Raw genomic sequence first — 21328 nt, forward strand, 5'->3', positions numbered from 1 at the left:
GTTGGTTCCTGGAGGACATTTCCGCATTTCCTCCGGTGGCAGCCATAAATCCCTGAGTTTATCCCGGATCCCCCCTTTTCTGAACTGCCTCCTCGTCGCCGCCTTGACCTCAAGTGGTGTTGAGGTATTAGCGTCCCCGGCGTGACCGTTCATCCGCTGCGGCTGGCCCTGCTCACCCGCACCGTCGACCCCGGTCGCTTCGGCACTCTGGTCACCCGCTGGTTCGCCCGCCAGGTCGAGCAGTCCGACGACTTCAAGCTCGACCTGATCGACCTGAGCGCCGTCCCGCTGCCCGAGTTGCCGGCCCGGATCGCCGACGCCGACGCCGCGGTGATCGTCACCGCCGAGTACAACCACGCGTACCCGGGTGACCTCAAGACCGCGATCGACGCCGTACGGCGGCCCTGGTACGGGAAGCCGATCGCCTTCGTCGTGTACGGCGGCCGGTCGGGCGGACTCCGGGCCGCCGAGCAGCTGCGACTGGTGTTCGGCGAGCTCCACGCGGTCACGATTCGCGACACCCTCGGCTTCCACGAGACCGACTTCACGGCGGACGGCGAGCCCGTCGACCCCACGACACCGCGTGCCGCGGCCGCATTGCTCGACCAGCTCGCCTGGTGGGCCAGGCCACTGCGGGACGCTCGCGAACGAACGCCGTACCCGGAATAGCTCGCGGCGGGCCGCGGTTGGTGGTTGAACGTGACCTCCGAACCGATGCCGTTGTCCGTGCTCGACCTCTCGCCGGTGCCGACGGGATCGCGACCGTCACAGGCGCTGCACGAGACCCTCGAGCTCGCCCGCGCCGCCGAGGCCGCCGGGTACAAGCGCTACTGGCTGGCGGAGCATCACAACATCCCGAGCGTGGCCAGCTCGACGCCCGAGGTGATGATCGCGGCCGTCGCCGCGGCCACCTCGCACATCCGCGTCGGCTCCGGCGGCATCATGCTGCCGAACCACTCACCGCTGAAGGTCGCCGAGACGTTCCGCGTGCTGGCCGGCCTGCACCCCGATCGCATCGACCTCGGCATCGGCCGCGCGCCCGGCACCGACCAGCGGACCGCGCTCGCGCTGCGCCGCAGCCGGGAGGCGCTCGGCGCCGACGACTTCCCCGAGCAGTACGCCGAGCTTCGCGCGTACGCGGAAGGCTTCCCGGCCGGTCACCCGTTCGCGCCGATCTCCGCGCAACCGGACGACGTACCGCTGCCGCCGGTGTGGATCCTCGGTTCCAGCACGTACGGCGGTCAGGCCGCGGCCGCACTCGGGACCGGATTCGCGTACGCCGGTCACTTCGGGACTCTCGACCCGGCCGGTGTGATCGCGTCGTACCGGGAGAACTTCCAGCCCTCCGACCACCAATCGACGCCGCATGTCATCCTCGCGCTGGCCGCGATCGTCGCCGACACCGAGGAACGCGCGCAGCAGCTGGCTCAGGCCAACGCGCTGTCGATGCTGCGCTTGCGCTCCGGCCGGCCGGGCCCGCTGCCATCGCCCGAAGAAGCCGCCGCCTACCCGTGGTCCGACGCCGAACGCGCGGCTGTCGAGGAGTGGGCCGGTCTGGTCTCTGTCGGCACGCCCGACCAGGTCGTTGCCGATCTGTCGAGCCGTGCCAAGGCCGCGGAAGCCGACGAGCTGATCATCACCACGAATATCCACAACCCCGCCGAGCGCCGGCACTCCTTTGCTCAGCTGGCAGCCGCCTGGGGTCTCTAGCTCGCTCCGCCGCGGACGTGCTCGAAGATGAGGCTCGTCTCGGCGTGTACTACGGCTGGGTCAGCGGTCAGGTGGTCCAGCACGAACTCGCGCAACGCGTCCGGCGACGCAGCCGACACGTGCAGCAGGTAGTCGTTCGCGCCGCTGACGTGGAACAGCGACAGCACACCCGGTAGCCCGGGCACCTTCGTCCGGAAGCGGTTGATCTCGTCACGCGAGTGCGCCCCGATGCGCACCGCGACCAGCGCCTGCAGCGGCTGCCCGAGCGCCGCCAGGTCCACGTCGGCGTGGAAGCCCCGGATCACCCCGCGCTCCCGCAGCGACCGCACCCGCATCAGGCAGGTCGACGGGGCGATGCCTGCTGCCTCCGCGAGCGCGTTGTTCGGCATCCGGCCGTTGCCGGCCAGCAATCGGACCAGCTCCCGGTCGACGTCGTCGAGCCCGTCCGGAGCCGCGCGCGGGGCGGGACCGGGGGTCCGACGATCCTTCGGCATGGCACCACTGTAGGACTCCTCCACAGAATCCACAGCGTGTGGATGAGCCTGTGGATGAATTTTCTTCGGAACTCTTGCGGCTGATCTGCAGAAGATTCCATCCTCATCGCCGAGTGAGTGCAGGCGACCTTGAGGAGGCACGGATGACCCAGCTCGACACCCGGTCGGTGCACGCCGGCCGTGACGACCTCACCGCGCTCGGCGTCCACGTGCCGCCGATCGACCTGTCCACGACCTATCCGCTGCCCGGGGTGACGGCCGGCGGGACGTCGTACGACGTACTCACGCAAGGCAAGGCGCCGGACGGCGGCAGCCTCGTGTACCAGCGGCTGTGGAACCCGACGGTGGCTCGCTTCGAGGACGCGCTCGCGGAGCTCGAGCACACCGACTCGGCGGTCGCCTTCGGCTCCGGGATGGCTGCGCTCACCGCCTGCCTGCTCGCCACTGTCGCCGCCGGCCGCCCGCACGTGGTCGCCGTACGACCGCTGTACGGCGGGTCCGACCACCTGTTGTCCACAGGCTTGCTGGGTACGACGGTCAGCTACACGTCGGCCGACTCGGTGGCGGCGGAGATCCGGCCGGAGACCGGACTGGTTCTCCTGGAGACGCCGGCCAACCCGACCGTGCAGCTTGTGGATATCGCGGCCGTGGTCCGGCAGGCGGGCGACGTGCCGGTGCTTGTGGACAACACGTTCGCGACGCCGGTCCTGCAGCAGCCGGCTCGTCACGGGGCGAGCCTGGTGCTGCACTCGGCCACCAAGTACCTCGGCGGCCACGGCGACGTCATGGGCGGCGTCGTCGCGGCCGGCGTGGAGTGGACAGCCCGGCTCCGTCAGATCCGGGCCGTGACCGGTGGCCTCCTGCACCCGCTGGCGGCGTACGAACTGCACCGGGGACTGCAGACGCTGCCAGTGCGAGTACGGGCGCAGCAGGCAACCGCCACCAAACTCGCCGACTGGCTCTCAGCCCAGCCCGCCGTCGAGGCCGTCTACTACCCCGGCCTCTCCGACCCCCACGAGCTCATCGGCCGCCAACAGTCCGGCCCAGGCGCCGTCCTGGCCTTCACCGTCACCGGCGGCTACGAAGCAGCCGCCCGAGTAGCCGGCTCCCTGAGCCTCATCACCCACGCAGTCTCCCTGGGCGGCGTAGACACCCTCATCCAACACCCCGCCGCCCTGACCCACCGCCTGGTCGCAGAAGAAGCCAAGCCCGACGCGGGTCTGCTACGCCTCAGCCTCGGGCTGGAAGACGTTGACGACCTGACTGCTGATCTTCAGTCAGCACTTGGTCGATGATTCCGTAGTCGCGGGCCGCGTCGGCGGTGAACCAGCGGTCCCGGTCGAAGTCGGTGGTGATCCGGTCCACCGGTTGGCCGGTCCGCTCGCTGATCAGTCGGGCCAGGTCCTCGCGTGCCTTGATGGCCTGTTCGGCCTGGGTCTTGATGTCGGACGCCGTACCGCCCATCCCGCCGGTCGGCTGGTGCATCATGATCCGGGCGTGCGGGAGCGCGTACCGCTTCCCCGGCGCCCCGCAGGTGAGCAGCACCTGCCCCATCGACGCGACCATGCCCATCGCGTACGTCGCCACGTCGTTGGAGATGAAGTTCATCGTGTCGTAGATTGCCAGCCCGGCAGACACCGAGCCGCCGGGGGAGTTGATGTACAGCGAGATGTCCGCCTTCGGGTCCTCGGCGTTCAGCAGGATCAGCTGGGCGCACAGGGCGTTGGCGTTCTCGTCCTTGATCTCGTCGCCCAGGACGAGGATCCGCTGCCACAGCAGCCGCTGGTAGATGTGGTCGTCGAGAGGCTTGATCTCACTCATGCCGTCCAGCCTGCGCGCGGACCGTCCGGAATCGGTCGGGAATCTGCCCGTGGCAGATCTGCCCACCGCAGACCTGGCCGGGATGGCACACTCGTAACAGGACATCCGGAGGCAAGGAGGGCCAGACGTGCTGCTACGCCAGGTGATCGGGAACGTCTTCCGCCGGCTGCGGCGCGAGCGGGGGATCACCCTGCGCGAGCTCGCCGAGCTGGCGCAGGTGTCGGTGCCCTACCTGTCCGAGATCGAGCGCGGCCGCAAGGAGCCGTCGTCCGAGATCCTCGCCGCGATCTGCCGCGCGCTGGACCTCGAGCTGACCGACCTGCTGGCCGAGGTGCAGTTCGACCTGGCGACCGCCGTCCGGTCCACGCTGCCGATCCACCTCCAGACGGCCGCGATCCGGGTCGAGCAGTCGGCTCCGCGCCGGATCGCCTCGTCCCCGCGTGCCTACTCCGGCTCGGCCGAGGCCTTCTGCCTGGTCGCCTAGGTCGTGCGCTGGTACGACAACCCGACCGCACGCTCCTGGCGTACGGCGCCTCCACCCGACGAGGTCCTGGCCTTCCACCAGAGCCTCCCGGGGTACCGCCCGACGCCGCTGACCCCTGTCCCGTCGGTGGCCGCTGAGCTGGGTGTCGGCCAGGTGCTGGTAAAGGACGAGTCGCAGCGGCTCGGCCTGCCCGCATTCAAGGCGCTTGGCGCGTGGTGGGCGATCCACCGCGCGCTGCAGGATCACGCGGGTCCGGTGGAGCTCGTGACCGCGACCGATGGCAACCACGGCCGGGCAGTGGCTCGCCGTGCGACCCGGCTGGGCCTGCCCTCCCACGTGTTCGTCCCGGACGTCGTGAGCGATGCGGCGATCGACGCGATCCGATCCGAGGGCGCGACGGTGACCGTCGTACCTGACAACTACGACGCCGCCGTCGCGGAGGCAGCGTCGTACTCGGACGACCCCGGCCGGCTGCTGATCCAGGACTCCGCCTGGCCCGGGTACGAGGTGGTGCCGCAGCACATCGTGGACGGGTACTCGACCCTGTTCCGCGAGATCGACGTACAGCCGGACCTGGTCGTCGTACCGATGGGCGTGGGGTCGATCGCGCAGGCAGCCGTCACGCACTACCGCAGTGGCCCGTTGACACCCGCTGTGCTCGGTGTCGAACCCGCATCCGCCTCTTGCGTCACCACGAGTCTGCTGGCCGGCGAACTCGTCACCGTGCCGACCGGCAAGACGGTCATGGCCGGCCTCAACTGCGGTACGGCGTCGACCCTCGCCTACCCCGTACTGCGTTCAGGCCTCGACTACGCGGTCACAGTCGACGACGACGAGGCGCTGCAGGCAGTGGACGACCTGGCCGCGGCCGGCATCTCGTCGGGCGCAAGCGGCGCAGCCACACTCGCCGGCCTCCGCGCCGCCCGCGACCGCCTGCAGCTCAGGCCGGACAGCACCGTCATCCTGATCAGCACCGAAGCCCGTCAACGCCCATCGGCGGAGGAGGTGTTGTGAAGCTCGTGGTGCGGTTTCCGGTGGATGACGTCGAGCTGTCGACGCTTCACGGGCTTGCGTTCGGTAGTGACATCACGGTGCAGCCGTGGCGGGAGCGGTTGGAGCGGTGGGCGCTCACGTGGGTCGGGGCCTTCAGCAACGAGCAGCTGGTCGGGTTCGTCCAGGTGTGCTGGGACGGCGGTGCCCATGCGTTCGTGCTGGACACCGCCGTACACCCGGAGTACGGGCGGCAGGGCATCGGGAAGCGGCTGGTGCTTGCTGCTGCCGAGGAGGCGAAGGCGGCCGGGTGTGAGTGGCTCCATGTGGACTACGAGCCACACCTGACCGCGTTCTACGTCGAGGCGTGCGGGTTCAGGCCGACCGATGCGGCGCTGCTCAAGCTGAGATAGCGGTCATGCGCTCGGTGGACACGCAGGAGATCAGGCAGCGCTCCTTCGCATCGCCAAGCAGGTCGGCGGTCCACGTGGTGAAGCCACCGTCGCCCAGCTCTGCGCCGTCGCAGCCGATGCCCAGCGCCGTACCGGCGTAGTAGTTCCGGCCCTTCTCCCGCGCCGCGTCCTCGACCAGCTCGGTCTTCAGCGCCGGACGGACGGTGTCGTCGATCCGCTCCCGCACAGCCGACGGCGTGAACGTGGTGAAGGTCAGCTCGGCCGCATCACCCAGCACGTCGTGCCAGTACTGCAGGTGGTCCACCAGCAGCTCCGCCTCGGTCCGTCCCGAGCCGGTGTCCCGCGCACTCGACACCAGCACGAACAGCTGGAAGTGCGCGAACATCCCCGGCCCCTCGACCGCCTGCGCCCGCACGACCCGCTGGCACGCGGCCAGATGCACCCGTGGCTCACCGGCACGACGCCGTACGGCCGCCTCGATCGCGAGCTCGTTGGTCGGGTCGCTGGCGACCTCGGTACTGCGGATCGTGCTGAGCACCTGATGCTGGTTGATGTTGGACACTGCCGAGCAGGTGCCGAGCGGAGTCACGGGCGACAGCTCGACGCCGGCGAACTGGTCCGGCAGCCGCTCCCACAGCCGCTGCTGGGTCTTCACGAGCTGCCGCGGGTCGGACGTCGACGGCTGCACGAACCGGTCCTGCTGCCAGCGCTGCAGCAGCCGCGCCGGCGTCACCTTCGCGGCCCGGCCACGGCTCACGTCCAGCAGCACGGACTGCAGGTCCGACGGACTCAAGCCGTCGACCAGCGCCTCCCGGCTGCCCGCCGGCAACTTCGCCCAGATCCGTTCGCTCACGTCACCCATCGCCCTACTCTGACCGACGCGTGGACGAGAGCGCTCCTCAATTCTTCTGTACCTACTAGTATGTCCGGGACCTAGCGGAAGGGTGTGGACCGTGTACGCAATGCAGTACGAGATCACGTTGCCGACCGACTACGACATGGGGATCATCCGGCGCCGGGTGGAGACCACCGGGCACCGGCTGGACGACTTCGACGGGCTGGGGATCAAGGCGTACCTGATCCAGGACCGGGCGAACGGCGCGATGATCAACCAGTACGCGCCGTTCTATCTGTGGAACGACTCGGCCGGCATGGGCCGCTTCCTCTGGGGCGGCGGCTTCTTCAGCGCGATCTGCACCTCCTTCGGCCGGCCGCCGGTGCGGCACTGGACCGGGGTGGAGGCGCTGCCCGGCCCGGCGGCGGATCAGCCCGCGCTGAGCGCGACCAGGCACACGCAGACGCTGGCGAACGACGTGGACCCCGCGGAGCCGATCGGTGCGGCGCTCGAGGTGCTCCGCGAGAACGCGGCGCGGTCCGGTGTGCACTCTGCGGCGCTGGCCGTCGATCCCAGCCGCTGGGAGCTGGTGTTCTTCACCGTGTGGAACTCGCCGGAGCCCGGCCCGGTGCCGGGCACGCGGTACCAGGTGCTGCACTTGTCCACACCCGGAAGAAAAGATCTGCTGGGGCGCTGATTTCGCCGTATCTTTCAAGACATGAGATATCCGAGCCCGCACCTTTGACGCCCTGACCGCCTGCCGAGGAGCCTGTCCAGCCGCATCGTCGCGTACGAGGCGCTGCAGGACTTCATCCCGCTGTACCCGCTCTACCAGCTGCTGTTCGCCGACCACGGGTTGTCGGCCGCCCAGATCTCGATCCTGTTCGTCATCTGGTCGACGACCGCCTTCGTGCTCGAGGTGCCGTCCGGCGCCTGGGCCGACACGTACTCGCGGCGCAAGCTGCTGGTCCTCGGCGCGCTGATCAGCGCACTCGGGTACGCGGCGTGGATCACCGTGCCGTCGTTCGCCGGCTTCGCCCTCGGCTTCGTGCTGTGGGGTGTGTCGTCCGCGCTGATCTCCGGCACGTTCGAGGCCTTCGTGTACGACGAGTTGGCCGCCCGCGACTGCACCGACAAGTACGCCGGGCTGCTCGGCCGGGCCAGGTCGGCCTCGCTGATCGCCAACCTGGCCGCGACCGCGTTGGCCGCGCCGCTGTTCGACCTCGGTGGCTACGTGCTGGCGGGAATCGTGAGTGTCCTCAGCTGTCTGGTCCAGGCTGCGGTCGCGCTGACGCTCCCGGAGGCGCCGGCCGTCGAGCCGGCCCAGCCGGAGGAGGACGAGCCGCACTCGACCACCACCCGGGCTGCGCTCAGCGAGTACTGGACGATGCTGCGGGCAGGCGTGACCGAGGCACTGACCAGTCGGGTCGTGCGGAGAGCGGTGCCACTGGTGGCCTTGGGTGGCTTCCTGGCGTTCGACGAGTACTTCCCGTTGCTCGCGAGAGACGCGGGAGCGTCGACCACGGTCGTGCCGTTGCTGATCGCGGTGATCGTTGCCGCGCAAGCGATCGGCGGCGCCCTCGCGGGACCGGCGTACAAGTTGCCAGCGACAACCTTCGCGGTCGGGCTCGGCGCGACGGCCGGACTCATCGCCTGGGGTGCGCTGAGCGGCACGGCCTGGGGCTTCGCGCCGATCGCGATCGGGTACGGCGTGATGCAACTGGTGATCGTGGTCGCGGAGGCACGGCTGCAGGACTCGATCACCGGACCGGCCCGGGCGACCGTGACGTCGGTGTCCGGGTTCTTCGCCGAGGTGTTCGCGGTGGCGATCTATGTCGGATTCGCGGTCGGCTCACTGTGGTTCAGCATGGCGACCCTGGTTGCCGCGTTGACGATCCCGGTGCTGCTGACGGCGATCGTCGTACCGTTCGCGCTGCCGCCGGCGAAGAATTCGGTGCCGGCCGAAGTGTCCGAGACCTAGCCTCGCAGACATGAGGAAGCGACCGGGGTGGGGGGGGTGGGGGAGGCATCCAGCACAGCTTGCAGGCGGTGGGTGCGGCGGCGGTGGCGGTGGTGTTGTGGGCTGCGGCGTTCGTGGCGATCCGTCATGTCGGGCACGAGTTCTCGGCCGGTGCGCTGTCGCTGGGCCGGTTGCTGGTCGGCAGCGTGCTGCTGGGAGTGTTCGTGTTCACGCGGCCGCGGCGCTGGCCGGCGAAGGGTGACTGGAAGTTCCTGGTGCCGTGCGGTCTGTTGTGGTTCGGCGTCTACAACCTCACGCTGAACGCAGCCGAGCAACACCTCGACGCCGGCACGACCTCGATGCTCGTGAACATCGGCCCGCTGCTGATCGCCCTGCTGGCCGGCGTCTTCCTGCGCGAGGGCTTCCCGCGCCAGTTGGTGATCGGGAGCGTCGCCGCGTTCGGCGGGGTGGTGCTGATCGGGCTCTCCTCGTCCGACGGTCGGGCCGAGACGTGGGGCGTCGTCCTGTGCCTCGTGGTGGCGGCGGCGTACGCGATCGGCGTCGTCACGCAGAAGCCGTTGCTCGCCAGGTTGCCGGCGCTCGAGGTGACCTGGCTGGCCTGCGTGATCGGCACGGTCAGCTGCCTGCCGTTCGCGCCGGCCTTGGTCCGGGAGACGGCCGACGCGCGGCCGTCGAGCATCTGGTGGGTCGTGTTCCTGGGGGCGTTCCCGACCGCGATCGCCTTCACCGCCTGGGCGTACGCGTTGGCCCGCACGACAGCCGGCCGGATGGGCGCGACGACGTACCTGGTCCCGCCGCTGACGATCTTCCTCGGCTGGCTGCTGCTCGGCGAGAGCCCGGCGCCGCTGGCCTATCTCGGCGGCCTGCTCTGCCTGGTCGGGGTCGCGATCTCGCGCTACCGGTCGCGGTCGGCCAAGGTCGCGATACCGGCGGTCAGCACGGTCAGCCCGGACTCGAAGCCGCTGTCGAAGTCGTAGGCGAGACCCTCCGGGCCGAGCTCGCTGACCACCCGGACCAGCGTCGGCGCCTTGCCCGCGGGCAGTCCCTGCACCCGGGCGAGCAGGTCGGGAGCCAGGTCGAACGTCTCCGAGCGGACCGACGCCTCGCCGAGGGCGAAGCCGTGGATGAAGTCGACCAGCGTGTTCACCGTCTCGACGATCTGCCGCGGTGACAATCCGGCACGGTCGAGCGCGCGGTAGTACGGCTCGACTGTCACGACCACGACCTCGGACACCGCCGACGTGTCGGACAGCACCTGCAGCGCCAGGTTCGGATGCGCCCGGAGCGCGTTGCGATACGCCCGCGCCGCCTCCTTGAGCTGCTCCTGCCACGGCACGGCGTCGCCCGGATCGGTCTGCTCCACGCCGGCGAACACCAGCTCCGCGAGCCCGCCCATGACGGCCGCCTTGTTCGGCAGGTGGTGGTAGAGCGACATCGGGTTCACCCCGAGCGTCGACGCGAGCCGCCGCATGGTGAGCGCGTCGATCCCCTCGTCGTCGACGATCCGCAGCGCCGCCGTCAGGATCGCCTCCCGGCTCAGCCGCTCCTCGCCGGCACGAGGTCGGCCGGACCGCTTGCCAGCATTAACCATACGCCGTATGGTACATAACCATACAGCGTATGGAAAACATGGAGGCGGGTATGAAGCCATTGGCGGGGAAGGTTGCGCTGGTGACCGGGGCGAGCCGGGCAGCCGGGCGGGGGATCGCGGTCCAGCTCGGCGCCGCGGGCGCGACCGTGTACGTGACCGGGCGCACCACGAAGGGGCGGCGGTCGGAGATGAACCGCCCGGAGACGATCGACGAGACCGCCGAGCTGGTCGACCAGGCCGGCGGTCACGGCATCGCCGTGCCGGTGGACCACCTGGATCCCGAGCAGGTCCGCGCTCTGATCGAGCGGATCGAGGCCGAGCAGGGCGCGCTGCACATCCTGGTGAACGACATCTGGGGTCAGTTCGGCGAGCCCGAGTGGGACAAGACCGTCTGGGAGAGCAACCTCGAGGACGGCCTGCGGCTGCTCCGGCTCGGCATCGACACGCACGTGATCACCAGCCACTACGCGCTGCCGCTGCTGATCAAGTCACCGGGTGGCCTGGTCATCGAGATGACCGACGGGACGAACGAGTACAACGCGGACAACTACCGGGTCTCGTTCTTCTACGACCTCGCCAAGGGCGCCGTCAGCCGGATGGCGTTCGCCCTCGCCCACGAGCTCGACAAGTACGACGCGACCGCCGTCCTGCTCACTCCGGGCTGGCTGCGGTCCGAGGCGATGCTCGAAGGCTTCGGCGTGACCGAGGAGACCTGGCAGGACGCGACCGAGCGGATCCCGCACTTCGCGATCTCCGAGAGCCCGTCGTACGTCGGCCGCGCGGTGGCAGCGCTGGCCGCGGACCCCGACGTACGGCGCTGGAACGGCAAATCCACGTCGAGCGGCGAGCTCGCCCAGGTCTACGGCTTCACCGACCTCGACGGGAGCCGGCCGGACGCGTGGCGGTACATGGTCGAGGTCCAGGACCCCGGCAAGCCGGCCGACACCACCGGCTACCGCTAAAGCTTGTACGGCGGGCAGACCTCGCTGCCATCGGCCGGAGCCGCCAACGCGCGCACGTCACCGGACAGCGCAGCATGTGGATGGGCGGCCGCGATCGGAATCCCCGACGCGGCCGCCAACTCCAGCACCTCACGTCGCGAGGTCACGGCCCGCGCCGGATCCCGCTCGTACACGTAGATGAGCTCAGGCCACCGAGCCTGCGCCGGATGTACGAGCACATCGCCGCCGAGCACCGCACGCTCAGTCACCACAGACTGATGCCCGGGCGTATGCCCCGGCGTCGGCAGCAGCCGCAGTCCGCGCAACCTGGTCTCGCCGTCCACCACCTGGAGTTGATCGGCGTCCACGATCGGCCGGAGCATCCGCTCGTACGTCGCCCCGCCCCGCACGTGCTCGAGCTCAGCCCGCTGTACGACGTACTCCGCGTTCTCGAACCGCGGCCGATCGGCATCCGCGCTCCACCCCACGTGATCGAGGTGCACATGCGTCAGCACGACGGTGTCGATGTCGCTCTCCCGCACGCCAACCTTCTCCAGCAGACCAGGCAGCCGTCCGGCCACCCCCAGCCAGTTGGCGGCCTCGCCGCCTGCCGGGCCGATGCCCGCATCGACGAGCACGACACCGGAGTCCCCGGTCACCAGATAGCTGTGGAAATGCAGCCACCAGCCCGCGGCCCGCACGTTCCCGGGCATCACCGCCGAGGTCCACGCCGCATTCTCCGCGCTCCACCCCGGCAGCGCGTCCTCAATGGGCTCCGGGAACACCGCCACCGCATCGCACAGCACTGTTACGTCCACCGGCACAGTCTCGGTCAGTCGAGGAGCATCCAGGTGGCCAGGCCGGCCATCAGTACGGCGATGGTCGAGTCGAGGACCTGCCAGGCGCGCGGGCGGGCGAACAGCGGCGTGAGCTTGCGGGCGAAGAATCCGAGTGCGAAGAACCACGTGAACGACGCGGTGACCGCGCCGATGCCGTAGATCCAGCGGCCGTCCGCTCCGCGCTGGTTGGCCAGCGATCCCAGCAGTACGACGGTGTCGAGATACACGTGCGGGTTGAGATAGGTGAAGCCGAGGCAGGTCAGCAACACGCTGCGCAGGGCCGTGGGGGCGTGGTCGGCCGGGCTGATCGCGCCGGGGTTGAGCGCGCGCTTCGCGGCGAAGGCGGCGTACACGAAGAGGAAAGCGGCGCCGCCGTACTTGGCTATGTCGAGTGCGAGCTCGCTGCGGGTGAGCAGCGCGCCGAGGCCGGCGATGCCGCTGGAGATGAGGAGTGCGTCGGACAGGGCGCAGACCAGCACCACCGGCAGCACGTGCTCGCGGCGCAGGCCCTGGCGCAGCACGAAGGCGTTCTGCGCTCCGATCGCGACGATCAGGGACAACGTCGTGGCAAAACCGGCAAGGAGGGGCATGCCTACGACGGTAGGTAGCCGATCGCCATCAAACCAGCTAAAGATTCTGAAGGGGCATTAGCATGGCTTCATCATGCAGATCGACTCCGCACAGCTCGACACGTTCGCGGCCGTGGTCGACGAAGGCAGCTTCGACGCGGCCGCACGCCGTCTGAACATCACGCCCTCGGCCGTCAGCCAGCGGATCAAGGCACTGGAGAGCCGACTCGGCCAGGTCGTCGTGATGCGGGCCAAGCCGGCCAAACCCACCGAGGCGGGCGAAGCCCTGCTCCGGTTGGCCAGGCAGGTCTCGCTGCTGGAACTGGAGGCGATCGCTGCGGTCCGTGGCAAGGTTGACACGCTTCGCTTGCCGATCGCGGTGAACGCGGACTCGCTGAACAACTGGTTCCTGCCCGCGATGCTCGACCTGTCCGAGCAGCACGCGGCGCGGTTCGTCGTCCATCAGGAGGACGAGGAGCACTCCGCGGAGTTCCTGCGCAACGGCACAGTCCTCGCCGCAGTGACCGGCGATCCACGGCCGGTGCAGGGCTGTCGCGTCGTACCGCTGGGGAAGATGCGGTACCTGCCGGTCGCCACGCCCGCGTTCGCCGAGCGGTGGCTGGCCGGGAAGCCGTTGCCGGACGCGCTGGCCGAGGCGCCGATGATCGTGTTCAACACCAAGGACCTGCTGCAGCACCGGCTGATCCGCAAGGTCACCAGGCGCAAGCTCGACCCGCCGACGCACGCGGTGCCGGCGCCTGGCGCGTTCCACCAGGCCGTCCGGATCGGCCTCGGCTGGGGCATGATCGAGGACGAGGTCGCCGAACCCGACCTGGCCGCCGGCCGCCTGGTGGATGTTGCTCCGGGCAAGTACATAGACGTCCCGCTGTACTGGCAGCACTGGAAGCTCCAGTCCAGCGTCCTGGACGCGCTGACCGCCGCAGTGCTGCGCGCCGCCGCGGTGGGGCTCAGAGCGGGCGGTGCATGACGTGCAGGCCGACGTACCCGTGCTTGGGGTGGTGAAACGCCTCGGGGACGGTGCCGATGATGGTGAAGCCCAGGTCCTGCCACAGGTGCACGGCAGCCGCGTTGGTCTCGACGACCGCGTTGAACTGGATCGACCGGAAGCCTGATTGCTGGGCCCAGTCGATCATGTCCGCGCAGAGCAGCCGCCCGACACCCTTGCCGCGGGCCGCCGAGCCGACCATGAAGCTCGCGCTCGCGACGTGGGATCCCGGACCCGGCCGGTTCGGGTACATGTTGGCGCTGCCCAGAACGGTGCCGTCGGCATCGACCGCGACCGTGGTCCGGCTGAGCGGGTCCTTGGACGGTGACATCCAGAGCGCCTCCGCCTGCTCCTCGGTGAGGTCCGGGTCGTAGGCGTACGTCTCCTGCGCGGTGACGATGTCGTGGAAGAACGGCCAGATCGCCGCCCAGTCGGCCGGTGTGGCATTCCTGATCTGTACTGACATAGTGCGAGAAGCATCACCCGAGAAGCCCAGGATGCCAACAACATTCCCGATAGACTGTCTGAGGATGACAAGAACCGTGCTCCAAGGGCTCCCACGCTGGAGTCTGGCCGTGCCCCCGTTGGCCTTCCTCGTGCTGTTGCTGTCCTGGGGACGCGACCTGGGCGCCATCCTGCTGATCCTGGTCTGCGCCGGGCTCGGCGCCGCTGTGATCGCGGCCGTCCACCACGCCGAGGTCGTCGCGCACCGCGTCGGCGAACCGTACGGCACGCTGATCCTCGCGCTCGCCGTGACCATCATCGAGGTCGCGCTGATCGTGACGCTGATGGCGTCCGGCGGCGACAAGGCGTCGTCACTGGCGCGGGACACGGTGTTCGCCGCGGTGATGATCACCTGCAACGGCATCCTCGGCTTGTCCCTCGTCGTCGGCTCGCTGCGCCACCACGTGCAGGAGTTCCGCGTCCGGGCGTCCAGCGGCGCCCTGGCCGTGATGACCGCGCTCGTCACGCTCAGCCTGGTGCTGCCGACGTTCACGACCAGCGCGCCGGGCCCGCAGTTCAGCCCGGCCCAGCTCGCCTTCGCCGGTGTCGTCTCCCTGGTGATGTACGGCGTCTTCGTCTTCGTCCAGACCGTCCGGCACCGCGACTACTTCCTGCCGGTCCTCGCCGGTACGCCGGAAGTCCAGCGACACCGCGATGTCGAGGCACCGGCCGTGGTCGACGAGGAGGACCAGGACGAGCACGCGGTCGCGCCGAGCAGCAAGACCGCGCTGCTCAGCCTGAGCCTGCTCTTCGTCTGCCTGATCTCGGTGGTCGGACTGGCCAAGACGGTCTCGCCGAGGCTCGAGTCCGCGGTCGAGTCGGCCGGCGCGCCGCTCGCGGTGGTCGGCGTCCTCATCGCGCTGCTCGTGCTGCTGCCGGAGACGGTTGCCGCAGTGCGGGCAGCCCTGCGGAACCGCCTCCAGACCAGCGTGAACCTCGCGCTCGGGTCGGCGCTCGCCAGCATCGGCCTCACCATCCCGGCCATCGCGATCGCGTCCATCTGGCTCGACGGACCGCTGGTGCTCGGGCTGGGTGGCAAGGAGATGGTGCTGTTCGCGCTGACCGTGGTGACCGGCATCCTGACACTGGCCACCGGACGCGCGACGTTGCTGCAGGGTGCCGTACACCTGATGGTTTTCAGCGCGTTCCTGTTCCTTGCGGTAAGCCCTTGAGGTAGTCGATCACCGCCTGCTGGTGGTTGTGATCGGCCCAGCCGAGCGCGTTCCCGCCGTACGACGGATCGCGTTGCTCGGGGTCGGCGCCTAGCTCGATGAGCTTCTTCACGGTGTCGAGGTGTCCGTAGAGCGCGGCCTGGTGGATCGCTGCGGACCCGCCCATGATGTTCAGGTCGAAGCCCAGGTTCTTCAACGGTGTGAGGGCTTCCGTCCGGCCGATCTCGCCGGCCCGGATCGGGAGGTAGGGGTTGCGGGCGACGGCACGCGCGGCGAGCTCGGGGCTGACGTCCGGCGTCTCACCACGCATGATCGCCGCGAACACCTGGTGGACTTCATCGAGCGGCGCCGCGCCGGCAGCGCGGAGGAGCTCGGCGATCTCGGCGTGCCCTTGGACGGCGGCCAGTTCGTAGGCTCGGTGTCCGCAGAACACCGGGTGCTCGGTCCCGCGTCCCTCCGGATCAGTGCCTTGGGCAAGCACCAGCTCGACGCGGTGCAGCAAACCTTCTGAGGAGGCGAACACCAGCTCGTCCTCCAGGAGCTGCTGTGGTGTCGGGTGCGCAGCGGTCATCCGCTCATGCCACGGACCGCCGTCGCCGCGTCCGAGCCCGTACTCGAGCAGGAGCTCCAAGTGCATGTCGTCGTACGGCGGAGGAGCACCGGGACCGCAGTTGTACATGGTCTGGCTGTCGTTCGGGTCGGCGCCGGCGTCGAGGAGCAGTCGCGCGAGCTCGACCCGGTCGCGATGCGGCGGCTGATCGCCTTCACCACGGCCGAAGACGCCGGTCAGGGCGGTGAAGGGTGACGGCATGCCTTGCCATAGGTAGCCCGCGTTCGGGTCCGCGCCGTGTTCGAGCAGCAGGCGGGCGATCTCCACCTGATGGGGCGCGTCCAGGCGGCTGTAGGCCAGGTACAGCAACGGTTCCCACCGGTACGGTCCGCCCTCTGCGCGTGCCTGCCGCGGAAGCTCCGCGCGTACTGCGTCCAGCTCGCCGGCCACGACCTTGGTGTAGATGTTGCTCAAGGCAATGTCCGGGAAGCGCTCGAGAAGCTGCTGCGCGGAGTGCTGCCGGGCCGGGTCGTTCTGACCGTAGTGCAGGGTCGCCAGCCGGAGGAACTCGTCTGCGCGCTGCTCGGGCGTCTCGAGCGGGCCGCCGATCGACTGCCGATGCGGAGACCGGCTGTACCGGTCGACCAGCTCGAGATGCCGCACGATCCGCGGCCAACTGGGGAAACCGTAGCTCCGGGCGATCACCAGTTGCGCGTCGGCCAGCGTCTGCACCGGGTGGAACTCGGCGGCGAGGGCGACTGCGTCGGGGTCGTCGGCACGGACCTGCTTGAGGAGCTGCTTGGCCTGCTTGCGCAGGTGGTCCAGGTGCGGGTCGTTCGGGAGATTCCGGGTCGGCATCGCGACCTCCTCTCTACGAGCCTGCTGTCCGCGTCGTCAGGCGAGAAAGGAGGTGAACATCAACCGCACAACTCCGTGATCAGGTGGGCTGAGCCCTTCCCGCGGACCGGTGGCGCCCTGAGCGCCTACCCGGAAGGCTAGCTCAGAGCGGCCGTTCCATCCACCACTCGGTGAACTCGTGCGCGCGGTCCTTGTCGAGGCGGATCACCCACAGGTTGCTGAACTCGGCCGGCGGCTCGGTCAGGTACGTCGTCCAGCCGCGGACGAACCCGACCCCGTCGCCGAAGCCGAGCACGTCGTACTCGAACGTCGTCTCACCCGGCGCGTCCGCCACCTCCAGCCAGGCCGTCACGATCGCGTCCCGGCCGAGCACCGGCTCCTCGTCCGGACGCCGGTACCAGGCGGCGTCCTCGGTCCACAGCGCCGCGATGTCGGCCGGATCGTTCGACTCCCAGGCCTTCCGGTACTTCGCGACCCACCGGTCCAGGTCCTTCTCCTTCACGCGATCCGCCGGTGGTTGAGGACGACGGCCGCCGGGTTCGCGAGTACGGCGGGGTGCTCGCGCGGATCGGCGTCGTACGTGACGAGGTTGCCGTCGCCGCGGAGGCCGAGATACTCCTGCGCGCTCGTCGACGCGGCGGCCAGCGCCTGGTCCACGGTCAGCCCGTGCTTCACGAGCAGGGCCACCTCGCCGGCCACCGAGCCGACGACATCGGATCCGGTCAGGACATGGACGCCGTACCGGTCGGCGAGTGGGAGCACCGAGGCGAGGTACTCCGACCGGGCCTGGCGCCGCGACTCCTGCTCCGGAGTGGCGTTCGGGATCTCGCCGACCGAGGCGCAGAGGGTCGGCGTCCAGGCGCCACCGCGGGCGCCGAGGGTCTCCAGGTCCTGCTCGGTGAGCGACGTTCCGTGCTCGATCGAGTCGATGCCGACCCGGACCAGGTCGCTGACGATCGGCGTGTTCGTGTGCGCCGCGACGCGCGCACCCCGTGAGTGCGCGAGGTCGACCATCGCCTGAATGACGTCGGTCGGGTAGGTCTGTGCCACCTCGCTGCCGCGGATCGGGCCGTCCGGGCCGACCTCCGGGAAGTCGGCGACGAGCTTCAGCCAGGTTGCGCCGTTCGCGATCTCGGCCTCGACCGCGGCGAGCAGGTCCTCCGGGGCGACGGGGTCGTACATCCCCGGAAAGTAGCGACCCTGCGGGGCGAGGAATCGGCCGGCCGCGAGCACGAACGGACGGCTGTCGTCCTCGGTCGTGGCCAGCTTGAGGGTCACCTCGCGGTTGCCGCCGACGTCCCGGAGCGCGCTCACCCCGGCGTTGGCCAGCTCGCCGAGCCGCTCGTTCGCGAAGTCCGCGCCGAACATCGCCGGCCCGTGGTCGCCGGGCCCCATGGTCAGGTGGCAGTGCGAGTCCACCAGCCCCGGTACGGCGAACCGCCCGGGCAGCACGTCGTTGTCACCGGCCCCGAGCACGAGCCGGGCAATGTCGCCGGCCGGCAGGACCGTCCCCTCGAAGACCCAGGTCGTCATCCCGCCATCCTGCCCCAGCAGGAGACCCAGCTCACGTACCGTCCTACTTGAACATGTTCAAAAGCTGGCGCTACGTTCTACTTGAACGTGTTCAAAAGTGAGGATGGTGATCGGCATGACCGTGACGACGTACCTGCTGTACCTGGTGATCTCAGTGCCGCTGATCGTCTGGGTGGCGCGCACGCTGAGCCGGAACGGGCGGATCTTCCTGGTCGACGTGTTCCACGGCAACGAGGACTTCGCCGACGCGGTGAACCGGCTGCTCGTGGTCGGGTTCTACCTGGTGAACCTCGGCTTCGTGACGCTGTTCCTGCGCACCGACAACGCCGTGCTGGACGCGCGGGGGGTGTTCGAGCAGCTGAGCGTGAAGCTCGGCATCGTGATGCTCGTGCTCGGCGGGCTGCACCTGACGAACGTCTGGGTCTTCAACGCGATCCGTCGCCGCAGCCGGATCGACGAGATGACCAACCCGCCGGTGCCGCCGAACGACGTCCTCCCGCCCGGAGGCCCGGCCGGAGCGCTGACCGGCACCGAGCCTCCGCCGCGCTTCGGTTACTGACCATGCGTGAGCTGACCGTCCTGTACGACGAGCAGTGCGGGCTGTGCCGCCGGTTCAGAGCGTGGCTGGCGGCGCAGCGGCCGGCGCCGAACGGGGATGGAGGGGTAGTGCACCTGCGGTTCGTCGCGGCGGGGTCGGCGGACGCGCGGGCGCTCTACCCCGGCCTGGACCACGCGGCCACGCTGCGGGAGGTGACGGTGGTCGCCGACGACGGGTCCGTGTACGTCGGCGACCGCGCGTGGATCGTGTGCCTGTGGACAACGTGGGAGCACAGGCACACCGCCGTACGACTGGCGCACCCGGCGATGCGACCGGTGGCGCGGGCGATGGTGCAGGCGGCCGCCGGTCTGCGGAGCTGGACCAGTGTTCGGGAGGGAGGTGACTACGCTGACCGATGTGACGGAACGTGCGACGTTGAAGGGTGAGCAGACCCGGGAGCTGATCCTGTCCACCGCGCTGCGGCTGTTCCGCGAGCAGGGGTATGGCAAGACCACGATGCGTGCGATTGCCACCGAGGCGGGGGTGTCGGTCGGCAACGCGTACTACTACTACAGCTCCAAAGAACACCTGATGCAGGCGTACTACGACCACCTGCAGGACCAGCACCGGGAAGCGGTCGCCTCGATCCTGGCCACGGAGAAGGCGTTCGTGCCGCGACTGACCGGCGTACTGCGGACCTGGCTGGAGGTCGCGGCGCCGTACCACGAGTTCGCCGGGACCTTCTTCAAGACTGCAGCCGAGCCGAAGAGCCCACTGTCACCGTTCAGCGACCAGTCCCGCCCGGCCCGCGAGGCGAGCGTCGAGATCTTCCGCCAGGTCGTCGACGGCTCCGACCTCAAACTCCCCGCCGACCTGAAGGCCGAGCTCCCCGAGCTCCTGTGGCTGATGCAGATGGGCATAGTCCTCTTCTGGGTCCACGATGACAGCCCCCACCTACGCCGAACCAAGTCCCTGATCGACCGCTCGGTCCCTTTGGTAGACCGCCTACTCCGCCTAACCCGCCTCCCCGGCGTCCGCGGCGTAGTCAACGACCTCACCGCCCTAATCCGCACCCTCAAAACCTGACCCACACCTGCGTCCGACCCGCGCGCCCTACGCGGCCGCTTCCCCACTGCGCGCTCCCACCCAAACACGTGCGGCTGCCGCCCCCGCTCCTCCACCGCGCCCGCTCCGCGCTCCCACCCAACACGTGCGGCCTGCCGCCCGCGATCCGCGGCTGCCGCCGCGTTCGACCGCACGACCAGCGCCCGTCCGCACCACGACTGCCCGTCACGGCGACTGCCTGGGAAGCCGGACCGCTGGGCCATCACAATCGGCTGCCGTCGGCGGTGCCAGGCTGGGCGTCGGATGTAGGTGTTGATTGTGATGGCCTGGCGGTCCGCAGCACGGGATCCAGTTCGAGGGAGTGACCGGAGTGGCACGGCCGAGACGAGGGAACCGTGCCTTCGATCCCACCGGCGGCGTTCTGGGGACCAAGCCGACCCACGCATCAGCCAGGAGAACCGCTACCTCCTGTGCGAGCACCCAGAAGGGGCATGACGCCTCCGACTCCAGCCAGCCGCAGGTCGGCGCTTGTACGCCTACCTCCGGGCGAGCAGCCGTCTCACCGACAGCGCCCGACCATGCACCTACAGCGGCCGACTCGTCCCGCGGACAGCACCCCGTCCAATCAGTCGCCGTGACGGGCAGTCGTCTTGCGGACGGCACCGACCAGCAGTCGCCGTGGCAGGCAGTCGTCTTGCGGACGGGGACCGATCAAGCAGTCGCCGTGACGGGCAGTCGTCCTGCGGATCGCCCACCGACCAAGCAGTCGCCTTGACGGGCGGCTGTCCTGCGGACGTCCACCAACCAAGCCCTCAATCGCGGGCGGCAGCCCGCAAGTAACAACCGGGTGGGTGGGAGCGCGCGTAGCGGCCGTGACGGAGGAGTGGCTGCGTAGCACGCGTGGGGGAGATCTACTCCCCCGTCAGCCCGTCGATTCGTTCGCGGAGGAGGTCGGCGTGGCCGTTGTGGCGGGCGTACTCCTCGATCATGTGGAGGAGGAGGTAGCGCACCGAGTACTCGCCGCGGGGCCGCGGGCGGATGAAGGTGTGGTCGAGGTCGTACTCGGCGATGATCCCGTCGGAGATCTTCACGATGTCCTGGTAGCCGGCCAGGTCCTCCTCGGCCTGGGCGGGGTCGACGAGGTCGAAGTCACCGTCCGGGTACTCGTTGCTCCAGAACTTGTGCTGCACCTCCTGCCCCGCGAGGCAGCGCTGGTACCAGTAGCGCTCGACCTCGGTCAGGTGGCGGACGAGTCCGATCAGCGACATGCTCGACGGCTCGACCGTGCGCTGGACGAGTTGTTCGCCGGTCAGGCCGGACAGCTTCCAGAGCAGTGTGCCGCGGTGGAAGTCGAGGAAACCCTGCAGGAGCTCGCGTTCGCCCCCGACCTTGGCCGGGATCACCCGGGAGTCAGCCGTAGTCACGCGCCTGAAC

The 21328-nt window shown here is 69.5% G+C and carries 26 protein-coding genes; 15 read left to right on the top strand and 11 right to left on the bottom strand.

What is annotated here, in order from left to right:
* The first annotated feature begins 141 nt into the window (after nucleotides 1–141).
* A complete protein-coding gene (locus tag ACIBGM_RS09125; RefSeq protein ID WP_360514134.1) occupies nucleotides 142–669 on the top strand; it encodes an NAD(P)H-dependent oxidoreductase in 528 nt (175 codons plus the stop codon).
* Nucleotides 670–699: 30 nt separating this feature from the next.
* Nucleotides 700–1710 (top strand): LLM class flavin-dependent oxidoreductase, encoded by a 1011-nt coding sequence (locus ACIBGM_RS09130; protein ID WP_396384999.1) that lies wholly within the window; start codon nucleotides 700–702, stop codon nucleotides 1708–1710.
* Here the strand turns inward: ACIBGM_RS09130 and ACIBGM_RS09135 are convergent.
* The gene (locus ACIBGM_RS09135) at nucleotides 1707–2204 is read right to left on the bottom strand and encodes an Lrp/AsnC family transcriptional regulator (protein WP_360514140.1); all 498 of its coding nucleotides are present in this window, start codon (nucleotides 2202–2204) and stop codon (nucleotides 1707–1709) included. The genes ACIBGM_RS09130 and ACIBGM_RS09135 overlap by 4 nt on opposite strands.
* A gap of 143 nt (nucleotides 2205–2347) precedes the next feature.
* Between ACIBGM_RS09135 and ACIBGM_RS09140 the strand changes: the two genes are divergently transcribed.
* A complete protein-coding gene (locus ACIBGM_RS09140; protein WP_360514143.1) occupies nucleotides 2348–3499 on the top strand; it encodes a PLP-dependent aspartate aminotransferase family protein in 1152 nt (383 codons plus the stop codon).
* Here the strand turns inward: ACIBGM_RS09140 and ACIBGM_RS09145 are convergent.
* Nucleotides 3435–4025, bottom strand: a complete 591-nt coding sequence (locus ACIBGM_RS09145; protein ID WP_396385000.1) for a ClpP family protease — start codon at nucleotides 4023–4025, stop codon at nucleotides 3435–3437. The two genes, ACIBGM_RS09140 and ACIBGM_RS09145, sit on opposite strands and share 65 nt — an antisense overlap.
* A gap of 127 nt (nucleotides 4026–4152) precedes the next feature.
* On the opposite strand from ACIBGM_RS09145, the gene ACIBGM_RS09150 reads away from it, so the two are divergent.
* From ACIBGM_RS09150 to ACIBGM_RS09160, 3 genes are read left to right on the top strand one after another with little or no spacing between them, the layout of a single operon-like run.
* Nucleotides 4153–4509 (top strand): helix-turn-helix transcriptional regulator, encoded by a 357-nt coding sequence (locus ACIBGM_RS09150; RefSeq protein WP_360514150.1) that lies wholly within the window; start codon nucleotides 4153–4155, stop codon nucleotides 4507–4509.
* Between the two features lie 3 nt (nucleotides 4510–4512).
* Nucleotides 4513–5523 (top strand): pyridoxal-phosphate dependent enzyme, encoded by a 1011-nt coding sequence (locus ACIBGM_RS09155; RefSeq protein WP_396385001.1) that lies wholly within the window; start codon nucleotides 4513–4515, stop codon nucleotides 5521–5523.
* A complete protein-coding gene (locus ACIBGM_RS09160) occupies nucleotides 5520–5912 on the top strand; it encodes a GNAT family N-acetyltransferase (RefSeq protein ID WP_360514157.1) in 393 nt (130 codons plus the stop codon). The genes ACIBGM_RS09155 and ACIBGM_RS09160 overlap by 4 nt, the downstream gene beginning before the upstream one ends.
* Here the strand turns inward: ACIBGM_RS09160 and ACIBGM_RS09165 are convergent.
* Nucleotides 5899–6774, bottom strand: a complete 876-nt coding sequence (locus tag ACIBGM_RS09165) for a hypothetical protein (protein ID WP_396385002.1) — start codon at nucleotides 6772–6774, stop codon at nucleotides 5899–5901. The two genes, ACIBGM_RS09160 and ACIBGM_RS09165, sit on opposite strands and share 14 nt — an antisense overlap.
* 100 nt (nucleotides 6775–6874) lie before the next feature.
* Here ACIBGM_RS09165 and ACIBGM_RS09170 point away from each other — a divergent pair, with 100 nt between their 5' ends.
* The 3 genes from ACIBGM_RS09170 to ACIBGM_RS09180 all read left to right on the top strand — a co-directional run bounded on the left by ACIBGM_RS09170 (nucleotide 6875) and on the right by ACIBGM_RS09180 (nucleotide 9705).
* A complete protein-coding gene (locus ACIBGM_RS09170; protein WP_396385386.1) occupies nucleotides 6875–7444 on the top strand; it encodes a DUF4865 family protein in 570 nt (189 codons plus the stop codon).
* A gap of 120 nt (nucleotides 7445–7564) precedes the next feature.
* Nucleotides 7565–8728 carry an MFS transporter gene (locus tag ACIBGM_RS09175; protein WP_396385388.1) on the top strand — a complete coding sequence of 388 codons (1164 nt, stop codon included), beginning with the start codon at nucleotides 7565–7567 and terminating at the stop codon, nucleotides 8726–8728.
* Nucleotides 8729–8796: 68 nt separating this feature from the next.
* The gene (locus ACIBGM_RS09180; RefSeq protein ID WP_396385003.1) at nucleotides 8797–9705 is read left to right on the top strand and encodes a DMT family transporter; all 909 of its coding nucleotides are present in this window, start codon (nucleotides 8797–8799) and stop codon (nucleotides 9703–9705) included.
* Here the strand turns inward: ACIBGM_RS09180 and ACIBGM_RS09185 are convergent.
* Nucleotides 9624–10319, bottom strand: a complete 696-nt coding sequence (locus tag ACIBGM_RS09185) for a TetR/AcrR family transcriptional regulator (RefSeq protein WP_396385004.1) — start codon at nucleotides 10317–10319, stop codon at nucleotides 9624–9626. The two genes, ACIBGM_RS09180 and ACIBGM_RS09185, sit on opposite strands and share 82 nt — an antisense overlap.
* 50 nt (nucleotides 10320–10369) lie before the next feature.
* On the opposite strand from ACIBGM_RS09185, the gene ACIBGM_RS09190 reads away from it, so the two are divergent.
* Nucleotides 10370–11281, top strand: a complete 912-nt coding sequence (locus ACIBGM_RS09190; protein WP_396385005.1) for an SDR family oxidoreductase — start codon at nucleotides 10370–10372, stop codon at nucleotides 11279–11281.
* On the opposite strand, the gene ACIBGM_RS09195 is transcribed toward ACIBGM_RS09190, so the two are convergent.
* A complete protein-coding gene (locus ACIBGM_RS09195) occupies nucleotides 11278–12078 on the bottom strand; it encodes an MBL fold metallo-hydrolase (protein WP_396385006.1) in 801 nt (266 codons plus the stop codon). The genes ACIBGM_RS09190 and ACIBGM_RS09195 overlap by 4 nt on opposite strands.
* 14 nt (nucleotides 12079–12092) lie before the next feature.
* Entirely contained in the window at nucleotides 12093–12689 is a 597-nt protein-coding gene (locus ACIBGM_RS09200; protein ID WP_396385007.1) for a LysE/ArgO family amino acid transporter, read from the bottom strand.
* A gap of 73 nt (nucleotides 12690–12762) precedes the next feature.
* On the opposite strand from ACIBGM_RS09200, the gene ACIBGM_RS09205 reads away from it, so the two are divergent.
* On the top strand, nucleotides 12763–13656 hold the full coding sequence (locus ACIBGM_RS09205) for a LysR family transcriptional regulator ArgP (RefSeq protein ID WP_360514187.1): 894 nt from the start codon (nucleotides 12763–12765) through the stop codon (nucleotides 13654–13656).
* Here the strand turns inward: ACIBGM_RS09205 and ACIBGM_RS09210 are convergent.
* Entirely contained in the window at nucleotides 13637–14140 is a 504-nt protein-coding gene (locus tag ACIBGM_RS09210; RefSeq protein ID WP_396385008.1) for a GNAT family N-acetyltransferase, read from the bottom strand. The genes ACIBGM_RS09205 and ACIBGM_RS09210 overlap by 20 nt on opposite strands.
* Nucleotides 14141–14204: 64 nt before the next feature.
* Here ACIBGM_RS09210 and ACIBGM_RS09215 point away from each other — a divergent pair, with 64 nt between their 5' ends.
* Nucleotides 14205–15350 (top strand): calcium:proton antiporter, encoded by a 1146-nt coding sequence (locus ACIBGM_RS09215; RefSeq protein ID WP_396385009.1) that lies wholly within the window; start codon nucleotides 14205–14207, stop codon nucleotides 15348–15350.
* On the opposite strand, the gene ACIBGM_RS09220 is transcribed toward ACIBGM_RS09215, so the two are convergent.
* The 3 genes from ACIBGM_RS09220 to ACIBGM_RS09230 form a co-directional block, all read right to left on the bottom strand.
* Nucleotides 15316–16758, bottom strand: coding sequence for an ankyrin repeat domain-containing protein (locus ACIBGM_RS09220; RefSeq protein ID WP_396385010.1), 1443 nt, complete (start codon nucleotides 16756–16758; stop codon nucleotides 15316–15318). The two genes, ACIBGM_RS09215 and ACIBGM_RS09220, sit on opposite strands and share 35 nt — an antisense overlap.
* A gap of 142 nt (nucleotides 16759–16900) precedes the next feature.
* Nucleotides 16901–17260 (bottom strand): nuclear transport factor 2 family protein, encoded by a 360-nt coding sequence (locus ACIBGM_RS09225; protein ID WP_360514199.1) that lies wholly within the window; start codon nucleotides 17258–17260, stop codon nucleotides 16901–16903.
* Nucleotides 17257–18291 carry an amidohydrolase family protein gene (locus ACIBGM_RS09230; RefSeq protein WP_360514202.1) on the bottom strand — a complete coding sequence of 345 codons (1035 nt, stop codon included), beginning with the start codon at nucleotides 18289–18291 and terminating at the stop codon, nucleotides 17257–17259. The genes ACIBGM_RS09225 and ACIBGM_RS09230 overlap by 4 nt, the downstream gene beginning before the upstream one ends.
* Nucleotides 18292–18406: 115 nt before the next feature.
* Between ACIBGM_RS09230 and ACIBGM_RS09235 the strand changes: the two genes are divergently transcribed.
* Genes ACIBGM_RS09235 through ACIBGM_RS09245 form a run of 3 tightly spaced genes read left to right on the top strand, consistent with a single transcriptional unit; the run spans nucleotide 18407 to nucleotide 19915 of the window.
* Complete coding sequence (locus ACIBGM_RS09235; RefSeq protein ID WP_360514205.1) at nucleotides 18407–18850, top strand: hypothetical protein; 444 nt, start codon at nucleotides 18407–18409, stop codon at nucleotides 18848–18850.
* 2 nt (nucleotides 18851–18852) lie between these two features.
* On the top strand, nucleotides 18853–19275 hold the full coding sequence (locus ACIBGM_RS09240; RefSeq protein ID WP_396385011.1) for a thiol-disulfide oxidoreductase DCC family protein: 423 nt from the start codon (nucleotides 18853–18855) through the stop codon (nucleotides 19273–19275).
* Nucleotides 19247–19915, top strand: coding sequence for a TetR family transcriptional regulator (locus ACIBGM_RS09245; protein WP_396385012.1), 669 nt, complete (start codon nucleotides 19247–19249; stop codon nucleotides 19913–19915). The genes ACIBGM_RS09240 and ACIBGM_RS09245 overlap by 29 nt, the downstream gene beginning before the upstream one ends.
* 890 nt (nucleotides 19916–20805) lie before the next feature.
* Here ACIBGM_RS09245 and ACIBGM_RS09250 read toward each other — a convergent pair.
* On the bottom strand, nucleotides 20806–21318 hold the full coding sequence (locus ACIBGM_RS09250; protein ID WP_360514214.1) for a DinB family protein: 513 nt from the start codon (nucleotides 21316–21318) through the stop codon (nucleotides 20806–20808).
* Nucleotides 21319–21328: the final 10 nt, after the last annotated feature.

This window comes from Kribbella sp. NPDC050470 (genome assembly GCF_044458365.1).
Lineage (GTDB): Bacteria > Actinomycetota > Actinomycetes > Propionibacteriales > Kribbellaceae > Kribbella.